Annotated in this window: 18 protein-coding genes; 13 read left to right on the top strand and 5 right to left on the bottom strand. The window is 33.1% G+C overall.

From position 1 onward, the window contains the following. The first annotated feature begins 114 nt into the window (after window positions 1-114). From BM072_RS05040 to BM072_RS05005, 8 genes are all read left to right on the top strand, one after another. Window positions 115-1080, top strand: coding sequence for a KpsF/GutQ family sugar-phosphate isomerase (locus BM072_RS05040; RefSeq protein WP_092907185.1), 966 nt, complete (start codon window positions 115-117; stop codon window positions 1078-1080). Between the two features lie 2 nt (window positions 1081-1082). After that, window positions 1083-1916, top strand: a complete 834-nt coding sequence (tatC, locus tag BM072_RS05035; RefSeq protein ID WP_092907183.1) for a twin-arginine translocase subunit TatC — start codon at window positions 1083-1085, stop codon at window positions 1914-1916. A 69-nt stretch (window positions 1917-1985) separates the two neighbouring features. Further along, window positions 1986-2732, top strand: a complete 747-nt coding sequence (locus BM072_RS05030) for an electron transfer flavoprotein subunit beta/FixA family protein (RefSeq protein ID WP_092907181.1) — start codon at window positions 1986-1988, stop codon at window positions 2730-2732. Window positions 2733-2758: 26 nt separating this feature from the next. After that, the gene (locus tag BM072_RS05025; RefSeq protein WP_092907179.1) at window positions 2759-3715 is read left to right on the top strand and encodes an electron transfer flavoprotein subunit alpha/FixB family protein; all 957 of its coding nucleotides are present in this window, start codon (window positions 2759-2761) and stop codon (window positions 3713-3715) included. Window positions 3716-3823: 108 nt separating this feature from the next. Next, window positions 3824-4450: a bifunctional nuclease family protein gene (locus BM072_RS05020; protein ID WP_092907177.1), complete on the top strand. Its 627-nt coding sequence runs from the start codon at window positions 3824-3826 to the stop codon at window positions 4448-4450. Window positions 4451-4468: 18 nt separating this feature from the next. Then, entirely contained in the window at window positions 4469-5806 is a 1338-nt protein-coding gene (locus tag BM072_RS05015) for an MFS transporter (RefSeq protein WP_092907175.1), read from the top strand. Between the two features lie 104 nt (window positions 5807-5910). Continuing rightward, window positions 5911-6219 carry a CD225/dispanin family protein gene (locus BM072_RS05010; RefSeq protein WP_092907173.1) on the top strand — a complete coding sequence of 103 codons (309 nt, stop codon included), beginning with the start codon at window positions 5911-5913 and terminating at the stop codon, window positions 6217-6219. Next, entirely contained in the window at window positions 6209-6631 is a 423-nt protein-coding gene (locus BM072_RS05005; protein ID WP_177190256.1) for a DUF2752 domain-containing protein, read from the top strand. The genes BM072_RS05010 and BM072_RS05005 overlap by 11 nt, the downstream gene beginning before the upstream one ends. Here the strand turns inward: BM072_RS05005 and BM072_RS05000 are convergent. The 3 genes from BM072_RS05000 to BM072_RS04990 form a co-directional block, all read right to left on the bottom strand. After that, window positions 6628-7119: a dihydrofolate reductase gene (locus BM072_RS05000; RefSeq protein WP_092907169.1), complete on the bottom strand. Its 492-nt coding sequence runs from the start codon at window positions 7117-7119 to the stop codon at window positions 6628-6630. The two genes, BM072_RS05005 and BM072_RS05000, sit on opposite strands and share 4 nt — an antisense overlap. A gap of 66 nt (window positions 7120-7185) precedes the next feature. Beyond that, window positions 7186-9717, bottom strand: coding sequence for a M1 family metallopeptidase (locus tag BM072_RS04995; RefSeq protein ID WP_092907167.1), 2532 nt, complete (start codon window positions 9715-9717; stop codon window positions 7186-7188). Between the two features lie 113 nt (window positions 9718-9830). Next, window positions 9831-10625, bottom strand: coding sequence for a thymidylate synthase (locus tag BM072_RS04990; protein WP_092907165.1), 795 nt, complete (start codon window positions 10623-10625; stop codon window positions 9831-9833). A gap of 345 nt (window positions 10626-10970) precedes the next feature. On the opposite strand from BM072_RS04990, the gene rlmB reads away from it, so the two are divergent. Together rlmB and BM072_RS04980 are read left to right on the top strand one after the other, a co-directional pair. After that, a complete protein-coding gene (gene rlmB, locus BM072_RS04985) occupies window positions 10971-11720 on the top strand; it encodes a 23S rRNA (guanosine(2251)-2'-O)-methyltransferase RlmB (protein WP_092907163.1) in 750 nt (249 codons plus the stop codon). 14 nt (window positions 11721-11734) lie between these two features. Further along, the gene (locus BM072_RS04980; protein WP_092907161.1) at window positions 11735-12049 is read left to right on the top strand and encodes a hypothetical protein; all 315 of its coding nucleotides are present in this window, start codon (window positions 11735-11737) and stop codon (window positions 12047-12049) included. Window positions 12050-12088: 39 nt separating this feature from the next. Here the strand turns inward: BM072_RS04980 and BM072_RS04975 are convergent, their stop codons facing one another. Together BM072_RS04975 and xrtF are read right to left on the bottom strand one after the other, a co-directional pair. Next, entirely contained in the window at window positions 12089-12535 is a 447-nt protein-coding gene (locus tag BM072_RS04975; RefSeq protein WP_092907159.1) for an exosortase F system-associated membrane protein, read from the bottom strand. Continuing rightward, entirely contained in the window at window positions 12525-13067 is a 543-nt protein-coding gene (gene xrtF / locus BM072_RS04970; RefSeq protein WP_092907157.1) for an exosortase family protein XrtF, read from the bottom strand. Before xrtF ends, BM072_RS04975 begins: the two co-directional genes overlap by 11 nt. A 96-nt stretch (window positions 13068-13163) precedes the next feature. On the opposite strand from xrtF, the gene BM072_RS04965 reads away from it, so the two are divergent. The 3 genes from BM072_RS04965 (at window position 13164) to gyrB (ending at window position 16392) form a co-directional block, all read left to right on the top strand. Then, window positions 13164-13613 carry a GAF domain-containing protein gene (locus BM072_RS04965; RefSeq protein WP_092907155.1) on the top strand — a complete coding sequence of 150 codons (450 nt, stop codon included), beginning with the start codon at window positions 13164-13166 and terminating at the stop codon, window positions 13611-13613. Between the two features lie 3 nt (window positions 13614-13616). After that, window positions 13617-14243 carry a 16S rRNA (guanine(527)-N(7))-methyltransferase RsmG gene (gene rsmG / locus BM072_RS04960; RefSeq protein ID WP_092907310.1) on the top strand — a complete coding sequence of 209 codons (627 nt, stop codon included), beginning with the start codon at window positions 13617-13619 and terminating at the stop codon, window positions 14241-14243. Between the two features lie 208 nt (window positions 14244-14451). Next, window positions 14452-16392, top strand: a complete 1941-nt coding sequence (gyrB, locus tag BM072_RS04955; RefSeq protein WP_092907153.1) for a DNA topoisomerase (ATP-hydrolyzing) subunit B — start codon at window positions 14452-14454, stop codon at window positions 16390-16392. Window positions 16393-16397 lie beyond the last annotated feature (5 nt).

Here is a 16397-nt window from a genome sequence, read left to right as displayed (position 1 = left end):
GATACCTCATAAATATACACTTAATTTTTCTAAGTTTTTTATATAATTGAGTGATAATAAAAAAGGAGAGTAAAAGTACGAAAAATTTTAAAAATAGACAATAGAAATTTTATTGTGAAAAATTCAGATTTAATACAGATTGCTCAAGATGTTTTTCGAGAAGAAATACAAGAGCTCGAAGCAATTGCTTCGCGTATTAACGATTCTTTTGTTGATGCGGTTAATGCGATATTTAATGCAAAAGGGAAGTTGGTTATTGTTGGGGTAGGAAAGAGTGCACATATTGCAAATAAAATTGTAGCAACTTTAAATTCGACCGGAACACCAAGCCAATTTTTACATGCAACAGAAGCCATACATGGTGATTTGGGCTTATTGAGGCCAGAAGATGTTGTTATTTGCATATCAAAAAGTGGAAATACTCCAGAAATTACTTATTTGGCACCAATTCTAAAACAGTACGCTTCTGTTTTAATTGGTTTAACGTCTAACTTAAAATCAGAATTGGCTAAAAATTCGGATATTGTTTTAGATGTTAATGTAACCAAGGAAGCTTGTCCGGTAAATTTAGCACCTACAACTTCTACCACTTCTCAGTTGGTAATGGGCGATGCTTTGGCAGTTGCGCTGATGAAAATGCGTTCATTTTCTCAGAACGATTTTGCAAAATATCATCCAGGTGGTGCGCTAGGAAAACGTTTGTTATGGACGGTGGAGAATATTGTTGATCCAGAAAGAAAACCATTTGTACAACCAGATTCATCAATTTCTGAAGTTATAAATTCTTTAACATCAGGTCGACATGGTATTACAGCCGTTTTGGATGGCAAGAAAATTATTGGTGTAATAACAGATGGCGATTTGCGTAGAATGTTGTTAAATAACAAAACATTTGATCATTTAACAGCAAAAGATATTGCGTCGATGCATCCAAAAACAATTAATAAAGCTGAGAAAGCAAGAGAAGCTTTGGCTATTTTGCGCCAAAATAGTATTGGTCAATTGGTTGTTGTGGATGACGAAAATGAATATTACGGTATTTTGGATATTCACTCAATTTTAAACGAAGGAATAGAATAACGATGGCACAAACTAAAAAAACAAGTATGTCTTTCTTGGCGCATGTTGGCGAATTAAGAGGACATTTAGTTCGTTCTATTCTTGCACTTGTTGTTACATCTATAGCTGTAGCACTTTATTGGGACGAGTTGGTGAATAATGTAATTATGGCACCGCTAAAATCTACATTTCCAACATTTTCAATTTTCAATGATTTTGGAGAGTTTACCGGATTTGGAAAAATCTACACCGAGTCTTTTGATATTTCGAAGGATTTGACCAATCTTAATCCATCAGGGCAAATTACTTCACAATTTTTTGCAGTAATTGTATGCGGTGTAATTTTAGCAATTCCTTATATAATATTTGAGTTATGGAATTTTGTAAAACCAGCACTTAAAGAAGGTGAACGCAAATACGCAGGATTTACAATATTTGCAGTTACATTTTTCTTTGTAACAGGCGTTATGTTTAGTTATTATATGTTGTTGCCTTTGTGTACACAATTTTTATTTACTTACGATCCATTTGGCGTAGGTAATACATGGACTTTGCCAAGTTATATCGATTTATTTGTACAATTATTATTATCGATGGGTGTCATGTTTTTAATGCCCGTATTTGTATATTTCTTAACAAGTATTGGTCTTCTTACACCAGCATTTTTGAGAGAATATCGCAAGCATGCCTTTATCGTTGTTTTGGTTATTGCAGCAGCAATTACACCTAACGATGTTTATAGCATGGTATTGGTAACAATTCCACTTTGGATATTGTACGAATTAAGTGTACTTATTTCTAATTCAGTTTATAAGAAACAATTGAAAGCCAAAAACCAAGACCTAATAAAGAATTAACGTTATTATGCTTGCATAATAAAAATATTTATTTATTTTTACATAACAGAAAAAAGTAAACACAAAATTATGAAGATATTAGTTTGTATTAGTAGTGTACCAGATACTACAGCAAAAATCAACTTCACAGCTGACGGAAAAGAGTTCGATAAGAATGGCGTTCAGTTCGTTATAAACCCACACGATGAATTTAGTTTAAATAAAGCAGTAGAATTACAAGAAAAACAAGGTGCTACTGTTACTATTTTAACTGTTGGTGACGCTTCTGTAGATCCAGTAATGCGTAAAGCCTTAGCAATCGGTGCCAATGACGGTATTCGTGTTGATGGTGATGCGCGCGACGATTTCTTCGTAGCAACACAAATTGCAAAAGCAGCAAAAGATGGTGGATTTGATCTTGTATTAACAGGAAGAGAATCGATTGATTATAATGGTGGATCAGTTCCAGGATTAGTAGCAGCAATGTTAGATTATGGATTTGTAAACGGATGTATTGGTTTAGACGTAGAAGGTTCTGCAGCAAAAGCCGTTCGCGAAATTGATGGTGGAAAAGAAACTGTAGAAGTTGCTTTACCAGCTGTTTTCGCAGGACAAAAAGGTTTAGTTGACGAAGCTGCATTAAGAATTCCAAACATGCGCGGAATTATGCAAGCACGTACAAAACAAATCACTGTTGTAGCACCAGAAGCAACTGAAACGAAAGTAGAAGTTGTTGGTTACGAAAAACCTGTTTCGAGAGGTAATGTAACTTTGGTAGACAAAGACAATGTAGCAGAATTGGTAAGATTATTACACGAAGAAGCTAAAGTAATCTAATTTAATCACCTAAAAGAAAGTAAAAAATGGCAATTTTTGTATACGCAGAGTCACACGACGGAAAATATAAAAAAGCAGGATTAGAGGCAGTTGCTTATGCAAAGGCTACAGCTGATGTTGCAGGAGATACAGTTACAGCAATCGTTTTTGGAAATGCTGCTGCAGACGAATTATATAAATACGGAGCTTCTAAAGTAGTAAAAGTTTCAAATGATGCATTAGCTAAATTTGACGCAAATTCTTACGCAAAAGCTTTAGCAGAAGTAGCACAAGGAGATGTAGTGGTTTTACCATCTACTAACGAAGGCGCTACAATTGCACCAGTTTTAGCATACAAAACAGGCGCATCTTTAGTAACTAATGTAGAAAAAGCACCAAAATCAGTTTCTCCATTTACAGTAGAGCGTAAGGCTTTCTCTGGGAAGGGAATCGAAACTGTTGCAGTTACAGGTAAAATTGTTGTTACAGTTTTACAAAATGCATTTGGAACAAAAGAAAACGCAGTTTCAGGTTCAGAAGAATCAGCTTCTGTTACAGTTTCTGATGCAGATGCAAAAGTAAAAGTAATTTCTACGGAATTAGCTTCTACAGATAAAATCGATTTAAAAGAAGCAGAAATAGTTGTTTCAGCAGGTCGTGGATTAAAAGGTCCAGAAAACTGGGGAATGATAGAAGAATTAGCAAGTGTTTTAGGTGCAGCAACAGCATCATCTAAACCAGTAGCTGATATCGGATGGAGACCTCACGCAGAGCACGTAGGACAAACAGGTAAAGCAATTGCACCAAACTTATATATCGCAGTTGGTATTTCGGGAGCAATTCAGCATTTAGCTGGTGTTAACGGGTCTAAAACAATCGTAGTTATTAACAATGATCCAGAAGCACCTTTCTTTAAAGCAGCTGATTATGGTATTGTTGGTGATGCTTTTGAGGTAGTTCCTAAATTTATTGAAGAATTAAAAAAATATAAAGGTCTAGCCTAATCATTTTTTAGATTATAAATTTAATCCGAGTCATTTAGTTGATTCGGATTTTTTTATCTATTAAAAAAACATTAAATATTCATCAGTTTTTCATAGATTTACGCCCAAATGGACAATTTAATCAGATTAAATATTAAAGGAATTTCCTACAGTCAAACACAGACTGGTGCTTATGCATTAATTCTGGAAGAAAAAGTAGGAGGAAGAAAGTTGCCAATAATTATTGGTAGTTTCGAGGCGCAATCAATTGCTTTGGCTTTAGAAAAAGATATTAATCCACCACGCCCATTAACGCATGACTTGTTTGTTTCGTTAGGAAAAGAATTTCATTTGAATGTAGATTCAATTTATATCTATAAATTAGAAGACGGTGTTTTTTATTCGAACATTGTATTTTTGAATGAAGATGGAAATCGTGCCGAAATAGATTCGAGAACTTCGGATGCAATTGCATTGGCGGTTCGTTTTAATGCACCAATTTATGCCTATGAACATGTTGTAGAAAAAGCAGGAATTCATTTGGATATTGTACAAGAAGAAGAGGACAATATTAGTAGAACAGTTAATCAACTAGAAGACGAACTTGATCTTTTGGCTGGTTTAGAGAATGATCTAAACGAGTACGAAGGTTGGACGAAAGATGAGCTGGATACCGAAATGAAGAAAGCTGTACAAAATGAAGATTACGAATTAGCAGCGCGCTTACGTGATCAAATAGATAACATGGAAAACTAATAACTATTTCATATAATTATGTCTGTAAAGCTTAGACTTACAATCATGAGTTTCCTAGAGTTTGCGGTATGGGGAGCATACCTTACTTCGATGGGAAATTACTTAGGGTCAGTTGGATTAGGTCCAAAAATTGGTCTTTTTTATGCGATGCAAGGAATTGTATCCATTTTTATGCCCGCTATAATGGGTATCGTTGCAGATAGATGGATTCCTGTACAACGTTTGTTGGGATTAAATCATTTATTAGCAGCAATTTTTATGTTTGCAACAGGATATTACGGATATACTGCTGGCGACAATGTCGATTTTACGACAATTTTTACACTTTATTCGATAAGCGTTGCATTTTTTATGCCAACTATCGCACTTTCTAACTCAACAGCCTACACTATTTTAAAACAAAATAATCTTGATACAATCAAGGCTTTCCCACCAATAAGAACATTTGGTACGGTAGGTTTTATTGTAGCAATGCTATTTGTAAATTTTTCTGGATTTAAAGACGGCGCTTTTACATTTAACTTTTCTAGTGATCCAACATTTGTAAGTTTTCAATCCGACTACTTTCAATTTTTTGTATCTGGAGTTTTAGGTGTAATTCTATTTCTTTTTAGTTTTGTATTGCCAAATTGTGCAATCAATAAAAGTTCGGAAAAACAATCAATATCAGATGCCTTTGGTTTAAAAGCTTTTGCTTTATTCAAAGACAGAAAAATGGCTATTTTCTTTGTATTCTCAATGCTTTTAGGTGTTTCGTTACAAATTACAAATGGTTATGCAAATCCTTTTATCACCACTTTTAAAGATGTTCCAGCGTATGCAAATACATGGGGCGCAAGTAATGCCAATGCATTAATCTCGTTATCACAAGTTTCAGAAACATTATGTATTTTATTAATTCCATTCTTCTTAAAAAGATTTGGAATAAAAATAGTGATGTTAATGGCCATGATAGGATGGGTTTTACGCTTCGGATTATTTGGATTAGGAGATCCAGGATCGGGTGTTTGGATGTTTGTTTTATCAATGATTGTTTACGGAATCGCATTTGATTTCTTTAACGTATCAGGTTCTTTATATGTTGATAAAGAAACAAACGAAGAAATTAGATCTTCTGCACAAGGTGTATTTATGATGATGACAAACGGTTTTGGAGCAACAATAGGTATGTTGATTGCGCAATACATCGTTAATCATTATGTATACAGTCATCCAAACGATTTGGAAATGCAATTAGAAGGTTGGCGACATTCTTGGTTTATTTTTGCAGGATACGCATTGGTCGTAACAATTTTATTTGCAATTATATTTAAGTATAAGCACAATCCAAATGAGTTGGATGAGATAAAGCATTAAGATGTTAAAATCATAAAAATATAAAGCAAGAATTTTGGTTCTTGCTTTTTTTGTTTATTTTTATAAGCACTAAACAATATTTGAATTAACTCTAAATCAATCTTATGAACGAACAAACTACTCAATTCAACGAATTTGAGAACGGAACGCCACCAGACAATAACTTAGTTTGGGCTATTTTATGTACAGTTTTATGCTGCTTACCATTAGGAATAGTTTCTATTATAAAATCTACAAGTGTAAATACATTATGGGCACAAGGTCAATATGATGCTGCGAGACAAGCTGCTGCAGATGCAAAGAAATTTGCAATGTGGGGTGCTATAGCTTCTGCTATTGGTATTGTTTTGTATATTATTTTTATGGTAGTTTTAGGTGCAGGAAGCGCTGTATTTGGTGGAAGTGGATACTAAAAATAAAAGAATATTAATAAAATTATGCTCCATCTTATTATTAGGTGGAGCATTTATTTATTACTTTTTTATACATAATCCGTCTGAAAAAGGAACCGTTTTTTTACGTTGTCCTTCTAATTTATTTTTCGGGATAAATTGCCCTGGATGTGGTTCTCAGCGCGCAATTCATCATTTATTGCATTTAGAAATTACCGAAGCTTTACGTTTCAATGCGCTTTTGGTTATCACATTTCCTTTTATTATTTACATCACCTTAATTTGGTTGTACAATTTTATTTTCGAGAAAGAAATTCGAATCAAATTGTTTTACAACAACAAATTTGTTTGGTTTGTATTCGGATTAGTTGTTGTGTATGGAATTGCTCGCAATATTTCGATTTATCCATTTACACTTTTATCTCCGTCTTAATCTTCAATGCGTTTATACGTTACATACGAATAGGCATACGGATGTTTTTCATCTTTCATAAAATTTTCGCGCGCTACTTCTTCCCAAATTTCTTCATCAATTTCAGGAAAATAAGTATCGCCTTCAAATTCATGATGAACTTCTGTTATATAAAGCACATCTGCAAATTCCATGGCTTGTTTATAAATATTTCCACCACCAATAATGTAAATATCTTCATTTATTTTTTTGGCAGATTCGATTGCTTTTTCCAAAGAAAATTCTTTCTCAATATTCTCCGCTTGCCAATCTTTATCACGGGTTACAACAATATTTGTACGATTAGGTAAAGGTCTACCTAAAGATTCAAACGTTTTGCGTCCCATAATAATAGGATGTCCAGACGTTAAATTCTTGAAATGTTTCAAGTCATTTGGAAGGTGCCAAATCAAATCATTTTTTGCACCAATTACGTTGTTACTTGCTTTTGCTACGATTACGTTTATCATAAGTTATAGGGTAAAAAAAGCTATCCTTTTTGGGGATAGCTTAACAAATATAATAATTTTTAGATATTATTTCATTTTATTTATTGCATCTGTCAATTGCTCTATTTGTTTAGAGAAACGTGCAGACTTTATTGTTTTTCCAGCTTCAGTTTTTAATTGAAGTGCTTTTGTTGCCATTTGCTTTATTGCAGTTCCGGCCATTGGGTTTTGTTCTTTTAAATACGTGTAATAACGCGAATACGTTTTTGCTACAGCAGCAGTTGCTTCAGGTGTATCATTTGTCATAATCCAATTAAAAGCTTGTTCAGCAATTTTTCCTTTTTCAGGATCTTGAAATTTAACAAATTCGTACATCGCAGCAGATTCAGAAATTAATTCTGCTTTATCCAATTGATTATTTTTCATCCAAGTAGGTATCAAAGCCATTGCTAAATCTGGCGAACCTTTTACTACATCATCAGAAATAGTTGTTAACTCGTTAATTTTTGCAGGATTATTTTGCAAGATTCCTGTTAACGCAGCGCCTTGAACACTAAATGATGGACTTTTTGATGCTTTCTCAAAAATAGTTGCATCATAAATATTCGCTTCATTTAAAGAAGAAAGTGCGGCTGCTTGTACCAATGTTTTAGGATCATTAGTGGCTAATTGTTTTAATTTATTAACCGCTTTATCCATCATTGGTTTAGATTTCGCATCAATTTTATGAATTGCATCAATTCTAATTCCATCAAAAGAATCATTCAACGCTTCAATTAAAGCTTCCGCCGCTTTTGGATTTGTTGCTTGCGCATTTGCCATAGCTTCTACCGCCAAAAGACGTGTTGTGTAATTGCCTTTTCCAGCTTTGTATTGCGCAATAAATTCATCAACTGATTTTTTATCATCTAAATCACATAATAAAACTTGATCCGCATTTGGAATAACAACATCTGGTTTTTGATTCGTCGTAAATTCGAAAATAGTTTCAGCTTGTTTCGGAACCCAAACTTGTTGACGTGTTGTTTTTCCGTTTTCTACAATATCAATTGCGAAAGGAAATTCGAACAATTTTGAGGCATCTTGACGAACAATAACTTTTACTTTTTTAGTAGTTGCAGAATAATCAGAAATAGTTGTCAATTTTGGATGTCCGCTATTAAAATACCATTGATCGAAAAACCAATTAAGATCTCGTCCCGAAACTTCTTCTAATGCCAAACGCAATTGCGCAGCTTCTGCTTTTCCGTATTCGTTGTCTTTTAAATATTTATTTAAACCTTTAAAAAAGGCATCATCTCCCAAAAAGTTACGCAACATGTGTAAAATAGCTCCTCCTTTGTTGTAAGAAACACCATCAAACATATCCTCGCGTGAGTTATAATGCGGACGAACTAAGTTTTTAGTTGGCCCATCGCCTTGTTTGTAGCCTGCAATTTCTGAGTAACGGTGTTCGTCTGCTTTTTCTTTTCCATATTTATGTTCAAACCATAAATACTCAGAATAGTTAGCAAAAGATTCATTTACAGTTAAATTTGTCCAACTTTCTGCCGTTACTAAATCGCCGAACCAATGGTGAAATAATTCGTGCGCAATAACATATTCAGCAGTATTTTCGTCAATTAATTGACCTGGTTTTTGCTGAACACCATCATGAAAAAGTGTTGCAGTTGTATTTTCCATTGCTCCCGAAACATATTCGCGTGCCGTCATTTGCGCATATTTGTCCCAAGGAAATGGGTAATTTAATTTATCAGAGAAAAACTGAATCATTTCTGGCGTATTCCCAAAAATCTGTTTTGCATACTCTTTATATTCAGGTTCTACATAATAATCAACGTTTATATTTTTCCATTTATCGTTGATTACGGCATAATCTCCAATTCCGAAAAAGAATAAATACGGCGCATGTTTTTTATCAAATTTCCAATAATCAGTTTTTGTACCATCCGTATTTTTCTTTGTCGATTTCATTGTTCCATTTGATAATGAAACATATTTATCTGGATAAGTTAACGTGATTTCTTGTGATGTTTTTTGATTGGTTTTATCAATTGTAGGAAACCAACAAGATGAAGATTCTGTTTCGCCTTGTGTCCAAATTTGTGTAGGATAATTTGGTTTATCTCCTTTAGAATTGATGAAATAAACACCTTTTGCATCATTAATTGCCGCGCTTCCTTCTTGTTTTACTTCGTTAGGGCGAGCCGTATATTTGATGTAAAGTGTATATTCTTGGTCTTTTTGATAGGTTTTATCTAAATCGATGTTTAATTGTAAATCATCGTATTTATAATTCAATTTCTTTTTTGTAGAACCTTGTACCAATGCAACTTCATGAATAATCATTGCTTTTGCATCAAGCGTAAGTTTATTTGCTGCGTAAAAATGTGGTTTTAAAGTGACCCATTCTTCTCCGTGAACTTCTTCTTTTTGATAATCAAATTTTAAATCTAATTTCGTGTGAACAAGATTATTGATTCGTTCTGCTTCGGCACGATAAATATCTAATTTATTGGTTTGATTTTCTGAATAACTTGGCGGCGAAGTCATTACTTGTGCATGCGCAACGCTGGCAAAAATGAAGGCTGTTGAAAGCCATAAAAATCTTTTCTTCATTTTTAGTTTTTTTATTTTATTGGTTGGAGAATTTGACAAAATGTTACAAAAAAAGTCTCCAAACAGAGACTTAAAGGTATTTATTATTCTTGATATAATTTGTTGTTGTTTTGTTAAACCGCCACAATTCCTTTAATATGAGGATGCGATTGATAGTCGACTAATTCAAAATCTTCAAAAGTGAAATCAAAAATATCTTTCACATTTGGATTAATTTTTATGGTTGGTAACGGAAATGGTTCGCGAGATAATTGTAATTCGACTTGTTCAAAATGATTTTTGTAGATATGCGCATCACCAAAAGTGTGTACAAAATCGCCAACTTGCAAATCACAAACTTGAGCAACCATCATTAACAATAAAGCATACGACGCAATATTAAATGGAACGCCCAAAAAGATATCCGCGCTGCGTTGGTACAATTGCAACGATAATTTACCATCATTTACATAAAACTGAAAAAATGCATGGCAAGGCGCCAAAGCCATTTGGTCTAATTCGCCAACATTCCAAGCAGAAACAATAATTCTGCGCGAATCTGGATTATTTTTTATTTGATCAATTGCTACTTTTATTTGGTCAACAACTTCGCCATCTGGTTTCCCCCAAGAACGCCATTGATGCCCGTAAACTGGACCTAAATCTCCGTTTTCGTCAGCCCATTCATTCCAAATTCGTACACCATTATCGGTTAAATATTTGGTATTTGTATCGCCTTTTAAAAACCAAAGTAATTCGTAAACAATAGATTTTAAATGTAATTTTTTTGTGGTAACCAACGGAAAACCTTCGGATAAATCAAAACGCATTTGATATCCAAAAATACTTTTAGTTCCTGTACCAGTACGGTCTTCTTTGAAAGAGCCTTCTGATAATACTTTTTTACATAAATCGTGATATTGCTGCATTTTGACTATATTTAACCCTTCAAATTTAAGGAAATTTTTTAGAATAATTTTAGGATGAAGTGGAGTTTAATCTTGTCGATTTTAGTAGTGTTTATGTTTTTCGCTTCGTATAGCAAATCTGATTTTGGGCGAAAAATAGCGCAACATTTTTACTTTCAAACAACTTTTATCGTTGTATTAATCGTTGTTTTTGTGTCTAAAATAATTCATTTACGATTAAATTTAATCTCAATGATTTCTTTAATCATACTTGGATGCATCATCTACATGAGCTTACCAAATTATATTCAACAATTAAGAAAAAGGATAGGCAAATAATCTAATAGAATATTTATCTTTGCATTTATGAAAAACGAAGCAGGAATTTTTGGTTTAAGACCCGTAATAGAAGCGATTGAAGCAGGAAAAACAATCGATAAGATTTTTATTCAAAAAGGTTTACAAGGAGAAATCTTCTCAGAATTGAGAAAATTGATTACAGAATATGAAATTCCTGTAAGTTATGTACCTGTTGAAAAATTAAATCGTTTTACAGGAAAAAACCATCAAGGTGTTTATGCTTTTGTTTCTCCGATAGAGTTTGACTCAATCGAAAATGTATTGCCACAGATTTGGGAAAATGGAAAAACACCATTTATTTTGATTTTAGATCGTGTAAGTGATGTTCGTAATTTTGGTGCAATTGCACGTACTGCAGAGTGTGTTGGCGTGGATGCAATTATTATTCCTTTAAAAGGTTCTGCCTCTGTAAATGCAGATGCAATCAAAACTTCTACAGGAGCTTTGTACAATATACCAGTTTGTAAAGAAGGTAATTTAGTAAATGTAATTCGTTATTTACAATCTGCCGGAATTTCTGTTTACAGTGCTTCTGAGAAATCTGCTGATTTTATTTATGACGCTGACTTTTCTGTGCCAACTGCAATTGTAATGGGAAGTGAGGAGGATGGAGTTTCAGATTCTATTTTGAAAGTTTCGGATAAAATGATTAAATTGCCTATGACAGGACAAACAGCTTCTCTTAATGTTTCGGTTGCTGCCGGAGCTATTTTATACGAAGCGGTGCGTCAACGTATCAACCAAAATTTATTTTAATAAAACATAAAACTATGACCTATTCTACATTTATTGGAGTGCTATTAATCGCGATTAGCGTTGCGATGTATTATTTTACAAACCTTGATTATACTCGATTTTTTTCGGACAAAGAATTTTTGGTTGGAATAACTGGAGGAGCAGGAATTGGATTTATTTTGGGTGGATTTTTAGGTTGGCTTTATAAATACAAATCTGTAAATAAAGCAAATGCAGAAATTGCAGCAGAAGAAAAACGTAAAGTTGCAGAACAAAAAGCGCAAAATGAATTAGCTGTAAATCAAGCAAAAATTGATGCACAACAATATAAAGATGAATCTGGTTTATAGATTTTAAAATATATAAGGATAAAAAAAAACGCTCGAAAATTAATTTTCGAGCGTTTTTTTATGTTGTATTTCTTGGTAATAAAAACAAGGAACTAAGATTAATAAAAACATTGGTTGTATTAGAAATCGTCTGATATAAAAGAAAACCATTTCTCCTGATGAAAATTTTGTAGAAATTAAATAATCATAAATTGGTAAAAGGATAAGCAAACCAATACATAAAATAAAGATTGAAAATTTGACATAACTTTTTTTCCAGAATAACAATAAAACAATCAAAACGGTTAAGATTGAATTGATAAAGTATCTAAAAATAATACTGAGATTAAGATTTAAATAATCAATTTCGGGAAAACGAGGATGTCCAACTCTATGAAAATAATCTAAAAATGGATCATAAAATAACGTGTCTTCAAATTTACGAACTAAGATTAATCCGAAAATTAAAACAATAACACCTGCGTAGCGTAAAAATTTATTTGGCATTTTGCTTGTTGTATTTTGTTACGAAAAACTTGATCCAAACAATCCAAAGAATAACTATAGAACCATAAATTAGTGCAGGAAATAAATAATCGTGCGCTATTTTTCCATATTCATCATGGTACCTAAAAATATAATTTAGCAACATAATTCGTGAAATATTCATCACAAATAAAGCGGCTAAACCAGTAATTATAAACAAAAAAGTTTGTTTGAAATTGGTGTAAAAAGCAACAATAAACGATACAAATATAATTAAAATAGAAATTGCGTTACAGCCTTCATTTACAATAGAAGCAACTTGTCCATCTACCACTAATCTCATCCAAGGTTGATTAATTGCAACATTAGAAAAAGAGAAAAATCCACACTTATTTAATCCTATTGCAGAAACATCTGACGTAAAAACTGTAAACGGATCAGGTATATTGTGTGGTAAATATTGATCAAGATATAACTTGTATAAAAAACTAAGTATAAGGTATGTTCCTAAGAATCTTGCTAGGAATAACAACAATGGTTTAAATTCTTTCATTAGGTATAAAATCTCAAACAAATATAAACGAAAATGACTATCGTTTTGATAAACTAATGATTAATCAATAAATTTGTTCTTTATATAACGTACAAGATGCAAGAATTACATAAACGAATAGATGTTATTGTGGATAGCACAATTTCTACAGAAGAAAAACTTCAAAAAGTTTGTCAATTATTAAGCGACGAAATCGATTATTACAATTGGGTTGGCTTTTATTTTAAGAATGGAGATAAAAATGAGTTAAAGCTTGGACCTTATGTTGGTGCTGCAACAGACCATACAATTATACCTTACGGAAAAGGAATTTGCGGGCAAGTAGCCGAATCTAACGAGACTTTTGTGGTTCCAGATGTTTATGCACAAGACAATTATTTGGCGTGTTCTATCGAAACAAAAGCAGAGATTGTGGTTCCTATTTTTAAAGATGGACAAAATATTGGACAAATTGACATCGATTCGCACACAATCAATCCATTTACAGCCGATGATACAAAGTTGTTAGATTATATTTGCAAACGCGTTGGCGAAATAATAGATTAAATGATAAACTTAATTTTAAAATATTTTCCTGATTTAACAGAAAAACAAATCGAGCAATTTACAAAAGTTGGCGATCTGTATAAAGAATGGAATAATCAAATCAATGTTGTTTCTCGAAAAGACATTGACGAAATCTATACCAATCATATTTTGCATTCTTTGGCAATTGCAAAAGTGATGGAATTTGCTGATGGTACTAGCGTTTTAGATGTTGGTACAGGAGGTGGTTTACCAGGAATTCCGTTGGCAATTTTATTTCCGAATGTGCAATTTCATTTAGTAGATTCTATCGGTAAAAAAATCAAAGTTGTGCAAGGTGTTGCTGATGGTTTAGGTTTGACAAATGTAAAGGCAGAACAAAAACGCGCCGAAGAAATCAAAGATAAATATGATTTTGTGGTTTCGCGTGCAGTTACAGCCATGCCTCGTTTTGCAGAATGGATTAGAGGAAAGTTTAAAAAAGATTCAATCAATCCTTTTCCAAATGGACTTTTGTATTTAAAAGGAGGAGATTTGACCGAAGAATTAGCCGATTTTCCAAATGCTATTTTGTTTGATATTTCTAACTTTTTTGATGAAGATTTTTACGAAACAAAAAAAGTAGTTTATCTGGATAAAAAAGATATTTAAACTCATAAAAACTTAACCGAAATCAAAACAAATGATTTCGGTTTTTTATTTTAACACCTTAGTGTGATAGATTATTACATCCGAAAAATTATCTATCCCAAAAATAAGTTAAAACGGTACTTTATCTCATAATTCGACTAGTTTTTAAGTAGGATAAGTCCTCAAAATTTACTATATTTGTTTGTTTTAAAAAGTTAGAGACATAATTATGAGTAATAACACATATACGGCGGATAATATCCAAGCGTTAGAAGGAATGGAGCACGTTCGTCTTCGTCCATCGATGTATATTGGAGACGTCGGAGTTAGAGGATTACACCACCTAGTTTATGAGGTTGTTGATAACTCTATTGATGAAGCTTTAGCAGGATACTGTGATACTATTTCGGTATCGATTCTGGAAGGAAATTCTATTCGTGTAATTGATAATGGACGTGGTATTCCAGTTGATTTACATAAAAAAGAAGGAAAGTCTGCTTTAGAGGTTGTAATGACTAAAATTGGTGCTGGAGGTAAATTTGATAAAGACACTTACAAAGTATCTGGAGGTTTACACGGAGTTGGTGTTTCGTGTGTTAATGCCTTATCAAACCATTTAGCAGCAGAAATTAATAAAAACGGAAAATCATATATTCAAGAATACTCAAAAGGTAAAGCTTTATATGATGTGAAAGAAGTTGGAGTTTCTGATCATAATGGAACAACAGTTACATTTACGCCAGATGATACAATCTTTCAAGAAACAGTATTTAATTTCTCAACATTAGCAAGTCGTTTACGCGAATTATCTTTCTTAAATAAAGGAATTACGATTACTTTAACAGACGAAAGAGAAAAAGATGCTGATGGAAACTTTGTAACAGAAACTTTTCATTCAGAAGGTGGATTAAGAGAATTTGTTGAGTTTATTGACGGAAGTCGCGAAGCGATTATGGACAAAGTTATTTTCATGGAAGGTGAACGTGACGGTATTCCAGTTGAGGTTGCAATGCGCTATAATACGTCTTATACAGAGAATTTACACTCATACGTTAACAATATCAACACGCACGAAGGTGGAACACACTTAACAGGTTTCCGTAGAGCCTTAACGCGTACGTTGAAAAAATATGCTGAAGAGAATTTCAATTTAGCAAAAGAAAAAGTAGAGATTGTAGGTGACGATTTCCGTGAAGGATTAACAGCTGTTATTTCTGTAAAGGTAATGGAACCTCAATTTGAAGGTCAAACAAAAACAAAATTAGGAAACTCGGAAGTTTCTCCAGCTGTTGATAAAATAGTTGCAGAAATGTTAACGAATTTCTTAGAAGAAAATCCAGTTGAAGCGAAACAAATTGTTGACAAAGTAGTTTTAGCAGCAAAAGCTCGTCAAGCAGCTAAGAAAGCTCGTGAAATGGTACAACGTAAAAACCCAATGGGTGGAAGCGGTTTACCAGGAAAATTAGCAGATTGTTCTTCTCGTAATCCAGAAGAATCTGAATTATTCTTAGTGGAGGGTGATTCTGCCGGAGGTACGGCAAAACAAGGTCGTGATCGTCATTTTCAAGCAATTTTACCATTACGTGGTAAGATTTTGAATGTAGAAAAAGCGATGGCGCATAAAGTTTTAGATAACGAAGAGATTAAAAATATTTATACAGCTTTAGGTGTAACTATCGGAACTGAAGAAGATTCGAAAGCATTAAATATTGCAAAATTACGTTACCATAAAGTTGTGATTATGACCGATGCCGATGTCGATGGTTCTCACATCTCGACATTAATTTTAACATTCTTTTTCCGTTATATGAAAGAGTTGGTAGAGCAAGGACATATTTACATTGCAACGCCACCTTTATATTTAATTAAAAAAGGAGCGAAGGGTGAATATGCTTGGAATGAAAAAGATCGTGAACGTTTAACTGCAGAATTTTCTTCGGATGGTACTGGTAAAGGTGTTACTATACAGCGATACAAAGGTCTTGGAGAAATGAACGCGGAGCAATTATGGGATACAACGTTGAATCCAGAATTCAGAACATTACGTCGTATCACTATTGATAGCGCTACAGAAGCGGATCGTGTATTTTCTATGTTAATGGGAGATGATGTTCCACCACGTAGAGAATTTATTGAGAAAAATGCACATTATGCTAAAATTGATGTTTAATCAAT

The sequence above is a fragment of the Algoriella xinjiangensis genome (genome assembly GCF_900115015.1).
GTDB lineage: Bacteria > Bacteroidota > Bacteroidia > Flavobacteriales > Weeksellaceae > Empedobacter > Empedobacter xinjiangensis.
The sequence above is the reverse complement of the archived record's forward strand: the minus strand, read 5'-3'. Positions and strand labels throughout refer to the sequence as shown.

Bases quoted from the DNA above. Each gene is read 5' to 3' on its own strand.
- tatC (WP_092907183.1), top strand. From the start codon at position 1,083: ATGGCACAAACTAAAAAAACAAGTATGTCTTTCTTGGCGCATGTTGGC.
- BM072_RS05030 (WP_092907181.1), top strand. From the start codon at position 1,986: ATGAAGATATTAGTTTGTATTAGTAGTGTACCAGATACTACAGCAAAA.
- BM072_RS05025 (WP_092907179.1), top strand. From the start codon at position 2,759: ATGGCAATTTTTGTATACGCAGAGTCACACGACGGAAAATATAAAAAA.
- BM072_RS05020 (WP_092907177.1), top strand. From the start codon at position 3,824: ATGGACAATTTAATCAGATTAAATATTAAAGGAATTTCCTACAGTCAA.
- BM072_RS05015 (WP_092907175.1), top strand. From the start codon at position 4,469: ATGTCTGTAAAGCTTAGACTTACAATCATGAGTTTCCTAGAGTTTGCG.
- BM072_RS05010 (WP_092907173.1), top strand. From the start codon at position 5,911: ATGAACGAACAAACTACTCAATTCAACGAATTTGAGAACGGAACGCCA.
- BM072_RS05000 (WP_092907169.1), bottom strand. From the start codon at position 7,119: ATGATAAACGTAATCGTAGCAAAAGCAAGTAACAACGTAATTGGTGCA.
- BM072_RS04995 (WP_092907167.1), bottom strand. From the start codon at position 9,717: ATGAAGAAAAGATTTTTATGGCTTTCAACAGCCTTCATTTTTGCCAGC.
- BM072_RS04990 (WP_092907165.1), bottom strand. From the start codon at position 10,625: ATGCAGCAATATCACGATTTATGTAAAAAAGTATTATCAGAAGGCTCT.
- rlmB (WP_092907163.1), top strand. From the start codon at position 10,971: ATGAAAAACGAAGCAGGAATTTTTGGTTTAAGACCCGTAATAGAAGCG.
- BM072_RS04980 (WP_092907161.1), top strand. From the start codon at position 11,735: ATGACCTATTCTACATTTATTGGAGTGCTATTAATCGCGATTAGCGTT.
- BM072_RS04975 (WP_092907159.1), bottom strand. From the start codon at position 12,535: ATGCCAAATAAATTTTTACGCTACGCAGGTGTTATTGTTTTAATTTTC.
- xrtF (WP_092907157.1), bottom strand. From the start codon at position 13,067: ATGAAAGAATTTAAACCATTGTTGTTATTCCTAGCAAGATTCTTAGGA.
- BM072_RS04965 (WP_092907155.1), top strand. From the start codon at position 13,164: ATGCAAGAATTACATAAACGAATAGATGTTATTGTGGATAGCACAATT.
- gyrB (WP_092907153.1), top strand. From the start codon at position 14,452: ATGAGTAATAACACATATACGGCGGATAATATCCAAGCGTTAGAAGGA.